This window comes from Rhizobium sullae (assembly GCF_025200715.1).
In the GTDB taxonomy this organism is placed as follows: Bacteria; Pseudomonadota; Alphaproteobacteria; order Rhizobiales; family Rhizobiaceae; genus Rhizobium; species Rhizobium sullae.
The window spans coordinates 1,267,284-1,282,713 of record NZ_CP104143.1 but is presented as its reverse complement, the minus strand read 5'-3'; the positions used below and the strand labels follow the sequence as shown (position 1 = coordinate 1,282,713).

17 protein-coding genes are annotated in these 15,430 nt (G+C 60.6%); 5 read left to right on the top strand and 12 right to left on the bottom strand.

Going from position 1 to position 15,430, the window contains the following annotated elements; genetic code table 11:
• Positions 1-10: 10 nt before the first annotated feature.
• The 5 genes from N2599_RS06420 to N2599_RS06400 all read right to left on the bottom strand — a co-directional run bounded on the left by N2599_RS06420 (position 11) and on the right by N2599_RS06400 (position 5,644).
• The gene (locus N2599_RS06420) at positions 11-757 is read right to left on the bottom strand and encodes a DNA mismatch repair protein MutT (protein WP_027508932.1); all 747 of its coding nucleotides are present in this window, start codon (positions 755-757) and stop codon (positions 11-13) included.
• Positions 754-1,866 (bottom strand): endonuclease/exonuclease/phosphatase family protein, encoded by a 1,113-nt coding sequence (locus N2599_RS06415; protein WP_027508931.1) that lies wholly within the window; start codon positions 1,864-1,866, stop codon positions 754-756. The genes N2599_RS06420 and N2599_RS06415 overlap by 4 nt, the downstream gene beginning before the upstream one ends.
• Positions 1,867-1,938: 72 nt before the next feature.
• Positions 1,939-2,967 (bottom strand): ABC transporter ATP-binding protein, encoded by a 1,029-nt coding sequence (locus N2599_RS06410; protein ID WP_027508930.1) that lies wholly within the window; start codon positions 2,965-2,967, stop codon positions 1,939-1,941.
• Positions 2,955-4,649, bottom strand: coding sequence for an ABC transporter permease (locus N2599_RS06405; RefSeq protein ID WP_027508929.1), 1,695 nt, complete (start codon positions 4,647-4,649; stop codon positions 2,955-2,957). Before N2599_RS06405 ends, N2599_RS06410 begins: the two co-directional genes overlap by 13 nt.
• A gap of 17 nt (positions 4,650-4,666) precedes the next feature.
• On the bottom strand, positions 4,667-5,644 hold the full coding sequence (locus N2599_RS06400; protein WP_027508928.1) for an ABC transporter substrate-binding protein: 978 nt from the start codon (positions 5,642-5,644) through the stop codon (positions 4,667-4,669).
• Between the two features lie 175 nt (positions 5,645-5,819).
• Here N2599_RS06400 and N2599_RS06395 point away from each other — a divergent pair, with 175 nt between their 5' ends.
• Positions 5,820-6,878 (top strand): aldo/keto reductase, encoded by a 1,059-nt coding sequence (locus N2599_RS06395; RefSeq protein WP_027508927.1) that lies wholly within the window; start codon positions 5,820-5,822, stop codon positions 6,876-6,878.
• A gap of 22 nt (positions 6,879-6,900) precedes the next feature.
• Here N2599_RS06395 and N2599_RS06390 read toward each other — a convergent pair whose 3' ends face one another.
• The gene (locus N2599_RS06390; protein WP_027508926.1) at positions 6,901-8,121 is read right to left on the bottom strand and encodes an aminotransferase-like domain-containing protein; all 1,221 of its coding nucleotides are present in this window, start codon (positions 8,119-8,121) and stop codon (positions 6,901-6,903) included.
• A gap of 214 nt (positions 8,122-8,335) precedes the next feature.
• On the opposite strand from N2599_RS06390, the gene N2599_RS06385 reads away from it, so the two are divergent.
• From N2599_RS06385 to N2599_RS06375, 3 genes are read left to right on the top strand one after another with little or no spacing between them, the layout of a single operon-like run.
• On the top strand, positions 8,336-8,545 hold the full coding sequence (locus tag N2599_RS06385; RefSeq protein ID WP_027508925.1) for an AbrB/MazE/SpoVT family DNA-binding domain-containing protein: 210 nt from the start codon (positions 8,336-8,338) through the stop codon (positions 8,543-8,545).
• Positions 8,545-8,922, top strand: coding sequence for a type II toxin-antitoxin system VapC family toxin (locus N2599_RS06380; protein WP_027508924.1), 378 nt, complete (start codon positions 8,545-8,547; stop codon positions 8,920-8,922). Before N2599_RS06385 ends, N2599_RS06380 begins: the two co-directional genes overlap by 1 nt.
• Entirely contained in the window at positions 8,919-9,494 is a 576-nt protein-coding gene (locus N2599_RS06375; RefSeq protein ID WP_027508923.1) for a class I SAM-dependent methyltransferase, read from the top strand. The genes N2599_RS06380 and N2599_RS06375 overlap by 4 nt, the downstream gene beginning before the upstream one ends.
• 113 nt (positions 9,495-9,607) lie before the next feature.
• On the opposite strand, the gene N2599_RS06370 is transcribed toward N2599_RS06375, so the two are convergent.
• From N2599_RS06370 to N2599_RS06345, 6 genes are all read right to left on the bottom strand, one after another.
• Entirely contained in the window at positions 9,608-9,919 is a 312-nt protein-coding gene (locus tag N2599_RS06370; protein ID WP_051336482.1) for a hypothetical protein, read from the bottom strand.
• 89 nt (positions 9,920-10,008) lie between these two features.
• Entirely contained in the window at positions 10,009-10,704 is a 696-nt protein-coding gene (locus tag N2599_RS06365) for a L,D-transpeptidase (RefSeq protein ID WP_027508921.1), read from the bottom strand.
• On the bottom strand, positions 10,701-11,624 hold the full coding sequence (locus tag N2599_RS06360) for an ABC transporter substrate-binding protein (RefSeq protein WP_037141247.1): 924 nt from the start codon (positions 11,622-11,624) through the stop codon (positions 10,701-10,703). Before N2599_RS06360 ends, N2599_RS06365 begins: the two co-directional genes overlap by 4 nt.
• A 368-nt stretch (positions 11,625-11,992) precedes the next feature.
• Positions 11,993-13,012 carry a ketol-acid reductoisomerase gene (ilvC, locus tag N2599_RS06355; RefSeq protein ID WP_027508918.1) on the bottom strand — a complete coding sequence of 340 codons (1,020 nt, stop codon included), beginning with the start codon at positions 13,010-13,012 and terminating at the stop codon, positions 11,993-11,995.
• A gap of 49 nt (positions 13,013-13,061) precedes the next feature.
• Positions 13,062-13,727, bottom strand: coding sequence for a TetR/AcrR family transcriptional regulator (locus tag N2599_RS06350; protein WP_027508917.1), 666 nt, complete (start codon positions 13,725-13,727; stop codon positions 13,062-13,064).
• Positions 13,728-13,832: 105 nt separating this feature from the next.
• Positions 13,833-14,741: an AraC family transcriptional regulator gene (locus N2599_RS06345; protein WP_027508916.1), complete on the bottom strand. Its 909-nt coding sequence runs from the start codon at positions 14,739-14,741 to the stop codon at positions 13,833-13,835.
• 110 nt (positions 14,742-14,851) lie between these two features.
• Here N2599_RS06345 and N2599_RS06340 point away from each other — a divergent pair, with 110 nt between their 5' ends.
• Complete coding sequence (locus tag N2599_RS06340) at positions 14,852-15,223, top strand: VOC family protein (protein WP_027508915.1); 372 nt, start codon at positions 14,852-14,854, stop codon at positions 15,221-15,223.
• Positions 15,224-15,430: the final 207 nt, after the last annotated feature.

Here is a 15,430-nt window from a genome sequence, read left to right as displayed (position 1 = left end):
GCGCAAGATATTAGCCCTCGTTTATATTGGCGAAATACCAATCGATGATCGGAAGCATGGCGACATTGTAAGGATAGGCCGAATGATCGGCCGAATGGATCGCGACCGCGCCGGCAATTTCCTTATCCTCGGCAACGAGCATATGGGCCGCGATCCGCTCGATCATTTCGTCCGCAGTTAGGTCGAACCGGAACAGCCGGAACACGGTCACCGTACGGCGGAAATGGCTGGCATAATAGGTGGCATCCGGCGTCGCGTCGCGAAGATCGAGACCCGTCTCCTCAAGCACCTCGCGCCGCATATTGCCCTCGACGTCGCAACAGCCGCCCGCGATATCGTCGAGGTCCAGTGAACCGGCGGCACAATAAACCTGGCCGGCATTCGCCGTGTGCGCACCCATGCGTACGGCGATGATCGCGCCATCCGACGACACCATGATGCCGAATGCGAAAAGATGGATGCCGCCTCGGCGCTCGGCCTGCTTGCGCCACCACATGAAGGTCGAGAAAGGAATGATATGGCCCGCGCCCGCTATACCGCCGTCGTTCAGGGCAAGCTCATGCTGAAACACCATTCGACCGTCGAAGAGCTCCGGTTTGTCCGATATCTCGCGCTTCCAGTTCTCGCCCGCAAGCGCTGCATTCTGCAGATGAAAAGGATGCTCGCCCGGCAGCACGCGAAGGTCGATCGAGGCGACAGGAAAAACAGTCCTCTCCGGTGGCCACCCGGCAAAATCATCTGAAAATTCAAGACTCATACTAAATCCAGTGTCATGACGACGGGGCAATGGTCGGAGGCTTTCGGTCGGTCCCAACCGGTGCGCGGATAGCGCTCGACTTCCTGGCCTGGCGGAAAGATCGTGCGGAAAGGCTGGCCGTTCCGAATGATCTCCGCCGCCCGGCCAACGTTCGCTTTCGCAAGCGCCGGTGAGAGCCAGAGATAATCGAGCTGGCAAAGCCACTGCTCTTCCGGTCCCCGCGCGTGATAGAGCGTCCAGCGGTCGAGCGGATCGCGGCGGCGAACGGCGTTCTCGGCAAAGTCGTCATGGCTGAACACGTCGAGCGCGCTTTCGGCCTCGTCGTTGTGTTCGAACCGGTACCCGCTCCTGCGCACGCCGATGACGTTCACCCGCTCCTGATAGTCGTTCATGTCGCCGCAGATCACGAAATTCTTGTTGGCTGTATGTCCGGCGCCGAACCTATCCTCGATGATCCGGCGCACGGCCAGCGCCTCGGCCCGGCGGACGGGCATCGTCGCCTGCCTGCTGCTGACGCCGTTGGTGCGTGGCCCATCCATCGACTTGAAATGCACGACATAAAGCGACAGCGGCACGCCGCCGATCACGAGATCGAGTTCCAGGCAATCGCGCTTGAAGATCTTGTCGTCAATACGGTTCGTGAGCGCCAATTGATCGTTGAACAAATCGAGATCGCGATAGGTGAGCATCGCGTGGCTCTTGATCTCCTTCAGTTCGATCTTCTGGCCGTCGTGCGTTTCCTCGCGCATGAGGACCGCGACATCGATACCGCGGCTGTCATTGCCCTTGACGAGATATTTCTGCCGGTAACCGGTTCCCACCATCCGGAAAAGATAGCCGTACTCGAAGGCCTGCAGCGCCTCAATATTGTCGATTTCCTGGAGGCAGAGAATGTCAGCAGCGGCATCGGCGATCGCAAGCGCCGTCATCTGTCGCGTATCGTCAGTCGAGGCGATGACCCGCGCCTGTTCGAGCTGCTGATAGACGCCTTCGCTCTGCACCTCGAAAAGCTTGATCACACGGTCCTGGCGCAACTGATTGCGAAAGCCGGTGAAATCGAAACGCGTCATCAGGTTTTCGACGTTGAATGTTGCAAGGCGAAGCGACATCGAACATTTCCGGTTGGCGTTACGTCATTTGTAGAGAGGAAAGAGGCATTCGGGAAGGCTGCTTGGACGAAATCAGAGCCGCCATGCGGCACGGATCGCGACCTTCAACACGTCGCCCGCCTGCACTGCCGTACGGCTGAAAGCGCGCAGCATCTGGCCATCCTCCAGAGCGAGTTTCAGTGCGTAACGCTCGCCTTCATAGAGAACCGATTCCACCGTGGCCGGAATGCCCTCGCCGCCGAGCAGGACGTCTTCGGGACGCACGAGCATATCGATCTTCGGTCCCTCGCCTGGCTTACCGGCAATAACAGCCTGGAGTGCTTTCCAGTCGAAATCGCGCCTATCACCGATCGGAGACCGCGCGGTCAGGATCGCCCCTCGCCCTATCAACCCGCCGACCATCCGCCCTTCGGGGCGCGCATAAATTTCGGCTGGTGGCGCGACTTGCAACAGGCGCCCTTCGGACATCACCGCAACGTCCGTGGCCAGCGCCATCGCCTCGCTCTGGTCGTGCGTCACATAGATCATCGTGGCGCCGGAACGCTGGTGAAACTCGCGAAAGGTCTCCTCCATCTCCTGCTTCAGATGCCGATCGAGATTGGCGAGCGGCTCGTCGAGCAGCACCACATCCGGCGATGTCACCAGGCAGCGTGCCAGCGCCACGCGCTGGCGCTGCCCGCCCGAGAGGTCGGCCGGACGCCGCTCGGCGTAGTCCGCAAGCCGCACGGTCGAAAGCGCATCCCGCACCTTCCGGTGATAGGTTTCCCCTGCAATGCCGCGCACCTTCAGCGGGTAGCCGACGTTGCCGGCGACGTTCATATGCGGCCAGAGCGCATAGGACTGGAAGACCATCGCCATGTTGCGCCGTTCGGGCGGCAGAGATTGCGACGCATCGGCAAGCAGCCGCTCGCCGAGATGGATCGAACCGTCGCTCGGTGTCTCGAAGCCTGCGATCATTCTGAGCACCGTCGTCTTGCCGCAGCCGGAAGGGCCGAGAAGCGCCAGGAACCCTCCCTCGCGCACGTCGAGTGAAAGCGCGGTCACTGCCGGTTTTCCGGTGGCGAAATCCTTGGCTACATGATTGAGGATCAGCTTCGCCACGGCACCACTCCCTTGGGAAGCCGCTTTGCCAGCAATTCCAGAAGCAGCATCATGACGACGACCATGACGACGACAAGCACGGAAAGCGCAGACGCCAGATCCGAGCTGCCGCTGTCATCGAGATTGTAGATTGCCACGCCGAGCGTCTGCGTACCTGCTGACCAGAGCAGCGCTGAAATCGTCAGCTCGTTACAGGCGATCAGGAAGACGAGAATGACGGAAGCACCGGCGGCCGGGGCAATCAGCGGCACGATGATGTCCCTCAGCCGCCGGAAAAAGCCTGCGCCGGAAAGCCGTGCTGCCTCCTCCAGCGCCGGATCGAGCTGGTGGAACGCGCTGACGACCGGCTTCAGGCTGACGGCAAAGAAGCTCGAGAGATAGGCGATCAGGATGATCCAGATGGTGCCGTAAAGCGTGACGTTGAGAACAGGCACCGGTGCGGCAAAGACGAGGATGAAGCACACCGCAATGATGATGCCCGGCAGCGAATAGGGTATCTCGATCAGACTTGAGACGATGCGCGCAATCGCATCCTTGCGCCGCGTCAGTGCATAGGCCGCCAGAAAAGTCACCAGCAGGAGACACACCGCCGTTCCGGCCGCAAGCGAGAGCGAATTGACAAAGGCCGTCCGCGTCACCGCCTGGCGGAAGAGAATTTCATGAAAGGCGCTGAGGGACATGGTTTTGAAGGTCAGCGGCACGCCATAGGCCGGCACCAATGCTCCGGCAAGCAGCGCGAAGAACGGGGCTGCCAGCATGAAGAACAAGATGATCCAAAGCAGCGGCACGAACAGATACTTCCAGCTGCCGAGACCGAAGGCCGCTGTCGCGCCCGAAAGGCCAAGCACACGATAGTCCCGGCCGCGCAAGGCCCGATCCTGGATCGCAAGCCCTGCCACCGAAATGATCGCGATGATTGCCGACAGCAGCGCCACATCACCGAACGTACGGCTGGTGAAGGCCGAGAATTTCGAGAAGATCAGCGTCGGCAAGGTATATATCGAGGCGGGAATGCCGAGGATCGCCGGAATGCCGAAATTGCCGGTGCAGGAGACGAATGAGATCGCCGCACCCGCGATGACACCGGGCAGCGACAGCGGCAGGATAATATCGCGAAAGACACGAAAGCTGGATGCGCCCGAAAGCCGTGCAGCCTCCACGCCGTCGCGCGGCAACGCCATCAGCCCGGCCCTCAAAGCCAGATAGACGAGCGGCGCATGCTGCACGCCGTAGAGCAGCGCAATACCGCCGACCGAATAAAGCGGCTGCGGGGAGCCTAGCGGTGGCGCGATGTGCAATGCTTTGAGAAGCGGGCTCGACGGGCCGGACATCTGCACCCAGGCCAGCGCCGTCACCTGCGGCGGGATCATCATCGGCAGCACGAAGAGGAAGCTCAAAAGCCCCTTGCCGCGAATATCCGTCAGCGTCAGCAGGAAGGCGAAGGCGCAGCCGATGACGAGCGAAAGCGCCGTGCCGAGAACGGCGGTGACGATCGTGTAATAAGTGGCCGACCAGAGGGCCGGATCGGCAAGTACGGCAGCCACGCCACCATTCGCCAACGCGGCAATGCCTGCAACGGCGAGCCGCGCCAGCGGCAGCACGCTGAGAACCACAACCATAAGAATGACAAAGGGAAACAGCCAGGCCGGCTGGCTGCTTCCCGCACGAACATATCCCTGCATCGGCTATCCGGTTGTGATCAGTTCGATCCGTAGATGCCCGAGAAGGTCTTCAGATCCTGATCGGTATTCTTCAGCGCTTCGCCAGCCTTGATCGGTAGCACCTTGATGCTGTCGCGTGCCGGAAAACCTTCCGGCAGCTTCATGCCGTTACGGGCCGGAATATAGCCGAGCTTCACGAAGGCTTCCTGGCCCTTTTCAGACAGCACGTAGTCGACGAATTTCTTCGCCGCGTCGGCGTTCTTTGTACTCGCCAGAATGCCGACGGGCTCGGTCACGGCCGAAACGCCCTCTTGTGGGAAGACGAACTCGACCGGTGCGCCCTTTGCCTTCTCGCGGATCGGCATATAATCGACGACCATGCCGTAAGCCTTCTCGCCGGAAGCGACCGATTTCAGGACCGCGCCGTTGCCGCCGGCAGCTATGGCGCCGTTTGCGGCAAGGGCCTTGTAGTAGTCCCAACCGAGGCCATCGACTGCAGCCAGCGTCTGGGCGTGGATGAGAGCCGCACCCGAGGTCAGCGGGCTCGCCATAGCAACGAGGCCCTTGGCGTCCGGCTTCGTCAGATCCTCCCAGCTCGCCGGCTTCATTGGAGCCGAGGTATTATACATGATGCCGGTAGTGATCAGCTTGGTGGAATAATAGTAGCCCTCGGCATCGTAGAGCGCGGCGTCGTAGTTTGCCGCTTCCGGCGACTTGTAGGCGAGCAGCTTACCGGCTTCCTTGAGGCGCTCCAGCGTCACCGTGTCGGCAATCAAGAGCACGTCGGCAACCGGATTGCCGGCTTCGATCTCGGCCTGGAGCTTCGCCATGATCTTCGGCGTGCCGTCGCGCACCCAATCGACCTTGACGTCCGGATTGGCGGCCATGAAGCCATCGACCGTCGCCTGCGCGTCTTCGTTCGGCTGGCTGGTGTAGAGCACGAGATCGGCGGCCTCGGCCGAAACGGAAATGAAACCGGCAGCCAGCAGTGCGGTAAAGATGGAGAGCTTCTTCATGGCAATTCCCTCATGATGAACATGAGCGTTCCATAGAGAGGCCGAATAACATGATTGTGACAGTCGGCTAAAGATCGCCGCGAATACCGGCGCGAGCCGCACTTGACCGTAACGGTACCCCGCTATCTTCTAACCCGCGTTTCGATTTTTGATTTTTGAAGTTGGGAGATGAGCAATGGAATATCGTCTGCTTGGCCGCTCGGGCCTCAAGATTTCGACCGTGACGATGGGCACGATGACTTTCGGCGGCAAGGGCTGGGCGAAGATGGTGGGCGATCTCGGCGTTGCCGAGGCCCGCCGCCTCGTCGACATATGCCTCGATGCAGGCGTCAATCTGATCGATACCGCCGATGTCTATTCGGCCGGTATTTCGGAGGAAATTCTTGGCGACGTCCTTGGCGGCAAGCGCAAGAACGGCGTGCTGATCGCCACGAAGGCGCGCTTCCCGATGGGCGACGGCCCGAACGACGCCGGCTCGTCGCGCCAGCACTTGATCGCAGCCTGCGAGGCAAGCCTCAGGCGCATGAAGACCGATGTCATCGATCTTTACCAGCTCCATGAATGGGACGGCCAGACGCCGCTCGAAGAAACGATGGAGGCCCTCGATACGCTCGTGCGCCAGGGCAAGGTCCGTTATGTTGGCTGCTCGAACTTTTCCGGCTGGCACATCATGAAAGCACTCGGCGTCAGCGAAAGGGAAAGGCGCCAACGCTTCGTCAGCCAGCAGATCCACTATACGCTCGAAGCCCGCGACGCCGAATACGAGCTGCTGCCGATCAGCGTCGATCAAGGTCTCGGGGTTCTCGTCTGGAGCCCGCTTGCGGGCGGCCTCCTCTCCGGCAAACATCGCCGGAACCAGCAAACGCCGGAGGGCACGCGCCAGTTCGCCGGATGGGACGAGCCGCCGATCCGCGACGAAAACCGTCTCTGGAATATCGTCGAAACGCTTGTCTCGATCGCCGAAAGCCGCGGTGTATCGGCCGCACAGGTGGCGCTTGCCTGGCTGATCGGCCACAGGGCCGTGACCTCCGTCATCGTTGGCGGGCGCACCGACGCGCAGTTCAAGGATAACCTCGCGGCCGCCGAACTGAAGCTAACGGAGGAGGAGCGCAAACGCCTCGACGACGTCAGCCTGCCGCCGCTGATCTATCCTTACTGGCACCAGCTCAATACGGCGAGCGATCGCCTCAGCGAGGCGGACATGGAACTGTTCGCCCCGCACCGCCAGAAATAGGCTTCGAAGGGATCGGCGGCGTTCAGCCGCCGATTTCCTTGGCGATCAGCTTGCCGAGACGACCGATGCCTTCCTCGATCATGACGTCGTTGGCGCAAGAGAAGCTGAGGCGGATCGTGTTCTCGCCCGAGCCGTCGGCAAAGAAGGCCTTGCCGGGAACGAAGGCGACCTTGGCGGTCTCGATCGATTTCGCAAGCAACGCCGCGCCATCCATGCCTTTCGGGAGCGTAATCCAGATGAACATGCCGCCCTCCGGTTTCGTCCAGGTGATACCGGCCGGCATATGCTTGGCAAGCGCTGCCAGCATCGCGTCGCGGCGATGGCTATAGGCGGCCTTGATCTTTGCAACCTGCGCATCGAAACCGCGCTCGGCGACCTGGGTAATCGCCATCTGGTTGATCGTCGAGGAATGCAGGTCGGCCGCCTGCTTCATCAGCACGAGCTTACGGATGACCGGCGCGTTGGCGACGACGAAGCCGACGCGAAGACCGGGCGCCAGCGTCTTCGAGAAGCTGCCGCAATAGATCGTGCGGGTGTTGTCGATATGCCCCTTCTTGGCGATCTCCAGCGCCAGGATCGGTGGGACCGGCTCGCCGTCATAACGCAGCGATTGGTAGGCGGCATCTTCGATAACCGCGATATCGAGTTCTTCCGCAAGTTCGAGTACCTTTTCACGGCCCACGCGATCGACGGTCTCGCCGGTGGGGTTCGAAAAGTCGGCGGAGAGATAGGCGAACTTCACCTTGCCGCCATTCCGGGCAGCCGCCGCGCGGTAAGAATCCGGCGTGCGGTTTCCATTGGGCGTCAGCTGGTCGTAGGACGGCTCGTACGCGTTGAAGGCCTGCAGCGCGCCGAGATAGGTAGGCCAGGTAACGAGCGCCGTATCCATCGGCGAGAGGAAAAGCTTGCCGAGATAATCGAGTCCCTGCTGCGAGCCGGAGACGATGAAGACGTTGTCGAGCTCGCAGGGGATATCGAGCGCCGCCATCTGCTTCACCAGCCATTCGCGCAGAGGCTTGTAACCTTCGCTCACCGAATACTGCAACGCCGAGCCGACAGCCACGCCATTGAAAATATCGGCATAAGCCGCCTGGAATTCCTTGCCGGGAAACAGCGCCGGATCCGGAATGCCGCCGGCAAACGAAATGATGTCCGGCTGGTCAAGAAGCTTCAGAAGCTCGCGGATTTCCGATGCACGCATGCGCGACGAACGCGTGGCAAACATATTCTCCCAATTCAACATGGGCGTTTCCTCATATTTTCTATAGCCGCCACCAGACCACGCAGCCGCATTTATGTCAACAATACTGACCTATTTTCTTGTCATGGTGACAAGTTTCAGGTCTTGTATTCGAAAGCGGCAGGGACAGGAATAGCGGGCCGATGGAAATCGAATGGCTCTTGACCGATCCGCGCAGTATTCTTACCTTGTTGAGATCGATACCACAGAGGTAAGAATGGCCACTGCAACGTTGTCCACGAAATTTCAGATTTCCATTCCCAAGGAAGTGCGCGACCAGCAGCACTGGACGGCGGGCCAGGAGTTCGTCTTTATCCCGAAAGGTAAAGGCGTATTGCTGATGCCCGTCCCGGGATTGAACGATCTGCGCGGGCTTGCAGAAGGCGCAAACGCCGAGAATTATCGCGACAGGAACGACCGCTTTTGATGCGGGTCGTCGATAGCTCCGCGTGGATCGAATGGCTGGTTCAGGGTCAGGCCGCCGATCGCATTCAAGGCGAAATACCCGAGCGAACTCAATGCATCGTTCCCACCATCGTACAGCTCGAGCTTGCAAAATGGCTGGAGCGGGAACGTGGCGAAGAGGCCGTCGACAGTTTCTTCGCTTACACGGCCACATGCGTCGTCGTACCGCTCGATACGGTACTTACCCGCCGGGCTGCAGAGATTTCGGCTGTTCACAAGCTGGCTATGGCCGACGCGATCATCTATGCGACTGCGGAACAGCATGATGCCGATATTTTGACGCTGGACGGTCACTTCAAAGATTTGGATCGCACCATTTATTTCGAGAGGAACGGATGACCTCTTCATTCTACGACGAAAATGCCGAGATCTACGCCTCGCGGAACCGCAAGCTGCCGGCGGCGCGGCTCGATGTGTTTCTCTCCGCCCTACCCTCCGGAGCTGCAATTCTCGAACTCGGTTGCGGCGGCGGACAGGACAGCGCCTACATGCTTTCGAAAGGCTTCGACGTGACGCCGACGGATGGCTCGGCTGAACTGGCCAAGCAAGCTGAAAACCTGATTGGCAGGCCCGTGCAGGTGATGCGTTTCGAAGAATTGCAGTCCGAGAACGAATTCGATGGCATCTGGGCCGAAGCCAGCCTGCTGCATGTGCCGCGCGCGGACTTGCCCGGCGTGCTCGCGTGTATCCGCCGGGCGCTGAAGGATGGCGGCGCACTCCACGCGAGCTTCAAGGCGGGAACGGCAGAGGGCCACGACGGCTTCGGCCGGTATTACAACTACCTTTCCGCGGCCTGGCTTTCGGAATTGCTGACGGCCGGCGGCTGGCGGCACATCACCATCGGTGAAACAGATGGTAGCGGCTACGACAACAAGCCAACGCGCTGGCTTCACCTCCAAGCACAAAAATGAAAGGCTGGAGCGTTCGCCCCGTGATTGACGCCGCTTGATTGGCTGCCTTTCGTCGGGCGTGATCCCGTCCGCCTCACCGGCGTAGCCCCGCGGGACGGCAGATCTGCCGACGCTCAGGCCGGCGTGACGGAGCGCACGGTGCCGTTATTGTCGACCACGCATGTAAATTTCCGGCCGCTTGCGTCGAGGTCGACGCCATATGTCGCCGCATCGATCTGACGCGAACCCATCGGCAGGATCTTTGTACTCTCTGTGCCGGCGCTCTTCGCCGCCGCGTTGGCGCAAATCAGTTGCAGATCGGCCGGCGCCGTCTGCAGGCTGGTTCGCGACATCTCGGTCGGTGGCGGCGCCGACGATTGGCAGGCGCCAAGAAGTGCGGCCGCAACCGAAATGAATGCCATCGTCCAGTTCAAACGCCCGTTCATAGGTATTCCCGACACGTCCGCCTCCGTTCCTTTTGTTGCCAGCGCACCCCCAAAGACAGCGCTCTCACCGGCCTTGCCACCGCAGTCCTTCAGATGCCCTTGTAAAGCGCCGCTCCTTGCATCAAGACGATGACCTTCGCACCAACCGAGACCCGGGAGTAAAGGTCGACAACGTCGTCGTTGTTCAGCCGGATGCAGCCGGACGAAACGTCGAGCCCGATCGTCCACGGTTCAACAGTTCCGTGAATGCGGTAGATCGTGTCGCTGTCGCCTTCGTAGAGATACATGGCTCGCGGGCCGAGCGGGTTGTCCGGGCGCCCTCCCGGCATTCCGGCGGCCCATTTTGCCGCGTTAGGGTCACGCGCCACCATCTCCGGCGGCGGCGTCCAGGTGGGGTTTTCTGCCTTCCGTCCAACGCGGACCATACCGGCCCAACCGAACCCCTCGCGCCCGACGCCGATGCCGTAGCGGATTGCCTGGCCTCCGGGCTGCACGAGATAGAGAAAATGCTGGTTTCCGTCGATGATGATCGTGCCCGGCTCCTCGGCCGTGCGGAACGTTACAAGCTGCCTGCGGAACGCCTCCGGAGGCTGCTTGTTGCGCGCATAGTATTGCCGCGCCTTCTTCTTATCGAAGTCGACCCATTTGTGCGTCTTCGAATCATAAATCTGCGTCTGTGCGAGAACAACGAGCGGTCCCAGGCACACGGCGGCAGCAAGAACGAATGCGCCGATTCTGCGAGGCCGCGCGACGACGGTTTGGCGGCGATCGAAGCCCTTCGTCATTGCTTAGCCCACCCGTCGATTCGTGTTGCATTGGCTTCGACCCATTTGGTCGCGTAGTCGATCGGCAACTGGCGCTCCACCTCGAGCGCGTAGCTCATCTTCGTCACCTCTTCCTGCGAGAAATCCACGTGATCGAGAAACCTGGCGATATCGGGGTGTTTCTTGCCGAAGGCGGTGGCGTAGGCGATCCGGAACTCGGTGGCGTCCCAGGCCGTGGTCGCGCTCGACTTGCTGATCCACAATGGATCGCGGGCCGGCACGATCTTCCACTTGGCATCGTCGTGCGGCGGCTCCTCGAGACGGACGAGTTTGTGGAGTTCGAATACGTGGTGCGGCGCATAGCAGTAAAATACCATCGGCCGACCTGTCGCCACTGCCGCATCCACCGCGGCCATGGCGACGTCCTCCTCCACTTCGACCAGCGTCAGGTTCGCCCCATAGCCATAGCTGTTGGCCCGCACGCGCTCGATGCCGGTCGACAGCCAGGTGGGCGCGCCGATCCACATCTCGCCAAGCCCATCGTCATCCGTATCGAGGATCTTCGTCTTGGCCGCATCGGCCAAGTCGCTGACCGACTTTATGGTCTTTGCCGCCTCGGGCGTCGCACAGAGGCCTTGCCATGCAGCCACGCCGCGCGGCGACAGGGTCACGGTGCTCTTTTCCGTCACGTATTTCTTGATGAGCTCGTCGAAATTCGGGCGCCACACCTCGGGCTGAATATCGACCTTGCCGCCATCGAGCCCGACGAAAGCATTGAGCGTGCCGAGCGGCTGAATTTCTGCTTCGAGACCGAACTTCTTGGCGATCCCGACCTTCAGGATATTGGCGGCCGCCTGCCCCGACGGCCAGTTCGGCATGGCGATCACCAGATCTGTCGCGCCGGCTGGCAGGACCGCCGCGAGCGCGAATACGAGCGCCATGGAGCAAATGCGCAGTTTTGTCTTCACAGTCCCCTCCGAGCAGATTGACCTGACCGATCCGAATGACATGCGAATGCGAGATGCCTGCGAGTGGATGGCCGAAAGCCGGCACCACCAACCAATTACGACGCGATATCAAGACCGCGTCTCAGCATTTTTCAATTGCTTCTGTTCTTTAAGCCCAATTCAGCGCGCTGTGCCCCGCTCAGTTTCCACCAGCGAGAGCAAGATGCCCAGCTTCTTGGCCCTCGTCAACTTGCCGTTGACGGTTTTTTATCTTGGGATGCCGGAGATTGCCGGCACCTTGCTCCAAAATAAAGGGCCGGAGCGTTGCGCCCGGCCCCTTCTAATCAGCAGTCAAGACGCGCTTAGTTGACGCTCTTGTCGACCAGCTTGTTCTTGCCGATCCACGGCATCATGCCGCGCAGCTTGGCGCCGACTTCTTCGATCTGGTGCGAGTCGTTGACGCGGCGGATACCCTTGAAGCGCGAGCCGCCGGCGCGGTATTCCTGCATCCACTCGGAGGTGAACTTTCCGGTCTGGATGTCCTTCAAGACGCGCTTCATCTCGGCCTTGGTTTCTTCGGTGATGATGCGCGGGCCGGTAACGTACTCGCCCCACTCGGCTGTGTTGGAGATCGAGTAGTTCATGTTCGCGATGCCGCCTTCATAGATCAGGTCGACGATCAGCTTCACTTCGTGCAGGCACTCGAAATAGGCCATTTCCGGCGCATAACCGGCTTCGACCAGCGTTTCGAAACCAGCGCGGATGAGCTCGACGAGACCGCCGCAGAGAACGACCTGCTCGCCGAAAAGGTCGGTTTCGCATTCTTCGCGGAAGTTGGTTTCGATGATGCCCGAACGGCCGCCACCGACGCCGCAGGCGTAAGAGAGAGCGAGTTCAAGTGCATTGCCGGACGCGTTCTGGTGAACGGCAACGAGGCAGGGAACACCGCCGCCCTTCTGGTATTCGCCGCGAACCGTGTGGCCCGGGCCCTTCGGCGCGATCATGACGACGTCGACCGAAGCCTTTGGCTCGATGAGGCCGAAGTGGACGTTGAGGCCGTGCGCGAAAGCGATCGCGGCGCCGTCGCGGATGTTGGCAGCAATTTCCGCCTTGTAGATGTCGGCCTGCAGTTCGTCAGGCGTCGCCATCATCATCAGGTCGGCCCACTTGGCGGCTTCGGCAACGGTCATGACCTTGAAGCCGTCGGCTTCAGCCTTCTTGACGGTCGGTGAACCGGCCTTGAGCGCGATGACGACGTTGCCGGCGCCGCTGTCCTTCAGGTTCAGCGCATGGGCGCGGCCCTGCGAGCCGTAGCCGATGACGGCGACTTTCTTGGACTTGATGAGGTTGAGATCGGCATCACGATCGTAATAGACGCGCATTTGAAGTTCCTTCCCTTTGCTTGTCGTGTTGATGGTAGAACAGCGGAAATCAGCTCAGCGCCGGCATTTCCGCCAGAACCTTCTCCGTGCCGTAAAGCCGGAGGAAGGCGGTGACCGCCCTCTCCGCCTGGCGTGCGGTATCCTTGAGGCCTGGCTCGCCGAGCAGCATGCGCACATGCAGATCGGAAACAATCAGGCCGTAAAGCGTGTGATAGGCTTCGTCGGCATCATAAAAGCGCAGCAGCCCGGCCCGCTTCCCCGCATCGATCAGCGCCATGGCGCGGCGGTCGATCTGGCGGCGGCCGCGCTCCAGAAGCAGCTTGCCGAGCTTCGAGCCGTCGCGATGCGACTGGCCGATCGCCAGCCTGTTCAACGCCAGCGAGACATCGCCGGCCAGAACCTCCAGCAGGTCGCGTGCGAAAAGGACGACATGGTCATGCAGGCTTGCCGCCGTCAGCCGCTCGCCATTGCGCTCGAAGGTGCGCACCTTGCTTGCCTGATAGGCGATCATCGCAGACAGCAGGCCATCGCGGTCGCCGAACCACTTGTAGAGGCTTTCCTTGGAGCAGTTGGCGGCGCGCGCGACGCCGGAGGTCGTCAGCGCCTTCTCCCCGCCATCGACAAGAAGCTGCAGCGCCTGCTCCAGAACGGCGTTCTGACGCGGCGAAAATTCGCTGGGCTCCAAGGTTTCGACAGACACGATATGCGCTCCCAAATACGTACCGTACGGTACGGTTCGTGGGTGCTTATCGCGCAGACGCCGTCCCCCGTCAAGAGGGGTCACGACAGGCGAAGCACAAATTTTCTGCAGCCGGCCGCTTTATTCGGCAGCGGTCGCCAAGAGTTCTGCATCGACGTCGCGCGCAGGCGAGATCCCGTAAAGACGGCTGTATTCCCGGCTGAATTGCGACGGGCTCTGATATCCGACGCGATGCCCGGCCATTCCGGCATCCAGCCGCTCGACCATCATCAGGCGACGCGCCTCGTGCAGGCGGAGCTGTTTTTGGAACTGCACCGGCGTCAGTGCTGTGACGGATTTGAAATGATGATGGAACGAAGAGACACTCATGCCGACATGATCGGCGAGCGTTTCGATCCTCAGGGGTCGCGCATAGTTTTCCCTGAGCCACGCAACCGCGCGGGCAATCCTGTTGCTCTGGCTTTCTGATAGCACAATGCTCAGGAGGCGCGGGCCGTCCGGCCCCGTCAGAACGCGATAGAGAATCTCCTGCTCGATCAGGGGCGCCATGGCGGCGATATCGTTTGGACGGTCAAGCAGGCGCACCAGCCGCACGGCGGCATCCAGCAATTCCGGCGGCGCAGCGTTGACGACCATGCCGCGCAGCCCGCCGGTATTCGCCTCCGGGCGCGGGATGTCGACACGGTGCAGAAGCGCAGCAACCCGCTCGGCATCGATCGCCATTGCAAAGCATAGATGGGGCGCCTCCGGGTGTGCTTCCGTCACACGCCACGACACCGGAAGGTCAAGTGACGTCAGGAGGTAGTCACCGGTGCCGTAGTTCAGCGTTTCCGTCCCAAGCCTGACGCTCTTTGCGCCCTGCAGCACCATAGCGACGCAGGGGCGGTAGGCCGAGTGGAAAGGCCCCGCGGGCTGGGAACGGCGGCTCAGGAACAGGTTGCCGATTGCCGTCGTGAACTCGCCCTCCCCGGACGTATGGCGCGCCGCGATGGAAGCGATTTCCTGATAAGGGTGGAAGGGCAGTGTCATTGAGTAACTCGTTCTGAGAGGCACAGTTCATTTTATCTAAGCTTCATGGCAGCATCCCACAAACCCGAAGTCGCATTATGCGGTCTCAGGAAGCAAAGGAGTAGAAAACGATGCGTTTCATCAATCCTATTCCTTTCGTTCGCGACATAAATCGCTCGAAGGAATTCTACAACAAGCTGCTCGGTCTAAAAATTATAGAGGACGCCGGGAATTTTGTCCTTTTCGAGTCCGGCTTTGCGATCCATGAGGGACGATCGCTTGAACAAACGGTCTGGCGCCAAACGCGTGACGCCGCCGAATCCTATGGGCGAAGAAACTGGATTTTGTATTTCGAACACGGCGATGTTGATGCCGCCTTTGAAAAGATCGCGCCGCATGTGGAACTGATCCACCCCGTAGAAAAACAAGCGTGGGGCCAGCGGGTCTTCCGTTTTTACGATCCGGATGGGCACGCAATAGAAATTGGCGAACCACAGAGCTGAAGGTCGACCCTTGACCGACAGTCTGCGTGGGAACGTTTTTCACGCGTGGATGTTCACAAATCATCACCCTGGAGCATGGCGCAGCACACCTGAACGACAGTGTGCGGCTGCAACGGCCGCCAATAGCCTTGCTACCAGACAGCGCGGATTTGCAGGATCGTGCAAAAAGCTCGCAGGATCTTTCTAGCACTTCTTTGCAGTTTCGAT

Bases quoted from the DNA above. Each gene is read 5' to 3' on its own strand.
- N2599_RS06420 (WP_027508932.1), bottom strand. From the start codon at position 757: ATGAGTCTTGAATTTTCAGATGATTTTGCCGGGTGGCCACCGGAGAGG.
- N2599_RS06415 (WP_027508931.1), bottom strand. From the start codon at position 1,866: ATGTCGCTTCGCCTTGCAACATTCAACGTCGAAAACCTGATGACGCGT.
- N2599_RS06405 (WP_027508929.1), bottom strand. From the start codon at position 4,649: ATGCAGGGATATGTTCGTGCGGGAAGCAGCCAGCCGGCCTGGCTGTTT.
- N2599_RS06400 (WP_027508928.1), bottom strand. From the start codon at position 5,644: ATGAAGAAGCTCTCCATCTTTACCGCACTGCTGGCTGCCGGTTTCATT.
- N2599_RS06395 (WP_027508927.1), top strand. From the start codon at position 5,820: ATGGAATATCGTCTGCTTGGCCGCTCGGGCCTCAAGATTTCGACCGTG.
- N2599_RS06390 (WP_027508926.1), bottom strand. From the start codon at position 8,121: ATGTTGAATTGGGAGAATATGTTTGCCACGCGTTCGTCGCGCATGCGT.
- N2599_RS06385 (WP_027508925.1), top strand. From the start codon at position 8,336: ATGGCCACTGCAACGTTGTCCACGAAATTTCAGATTTCCATTCCCAAG.
- N2599_RS06380 (WP_027508924.1), top strand. From the start codon at position 8,545: ATGCGGGTCGTCGATAGCTCCGCGTGGATCGAATGGCTGGTTCAGGGT.
- N2599_RS06375 (WP_027508923.1), top strand. From the start codon at position 8,919: ATGACCTCTTCATTCTACGACGAAAATGCCGAGATCTACGCCTCGCGG.
- N2599_RS06370 (WP_051336482.1), bottom strand. From the start codon at position 9,919: ATGAACGGGCGTTTGAACTGGACGATGGCATTCATTTCGGTTGCGGCC.
- N2599_RS06365 (WP_027508921.1), bottom strand. From the start codon at position 10,704: ATGACGAAGGGCTTCGATCGCCGCCAAACCGTCGTCGCGCGGCCTCGC.
- N2599_RS06360 (WP_037141247.1), bottom strand. From the start codon at position 11,624: ATGGCGCTCGTATTCGCGCTCGCGGCGGTCCTGCCAGCCGGCGCGACA.
- ilvC (WP_027508918.1), bottom strand. From the start codon at position 13,012: ATGCGCGTCTATTACGATCGTGATGCCGATCTCAACCTCATCAAGTCC.
- N2599_RS06345 (WP_027508916.1), bottom strand. From the start codon at position 14,741: ATGACACTGCCCTTCCACCCTTATCAGGAAATCGCTTCCATCGCGGCG.
- N2599_RS06340 (WP_027508915.1), top strand. From the start codon at position 14,852: ATGCGTTTCATCAATCCTATTCCTTTCGTTCGCGACATAAATCGCTCG.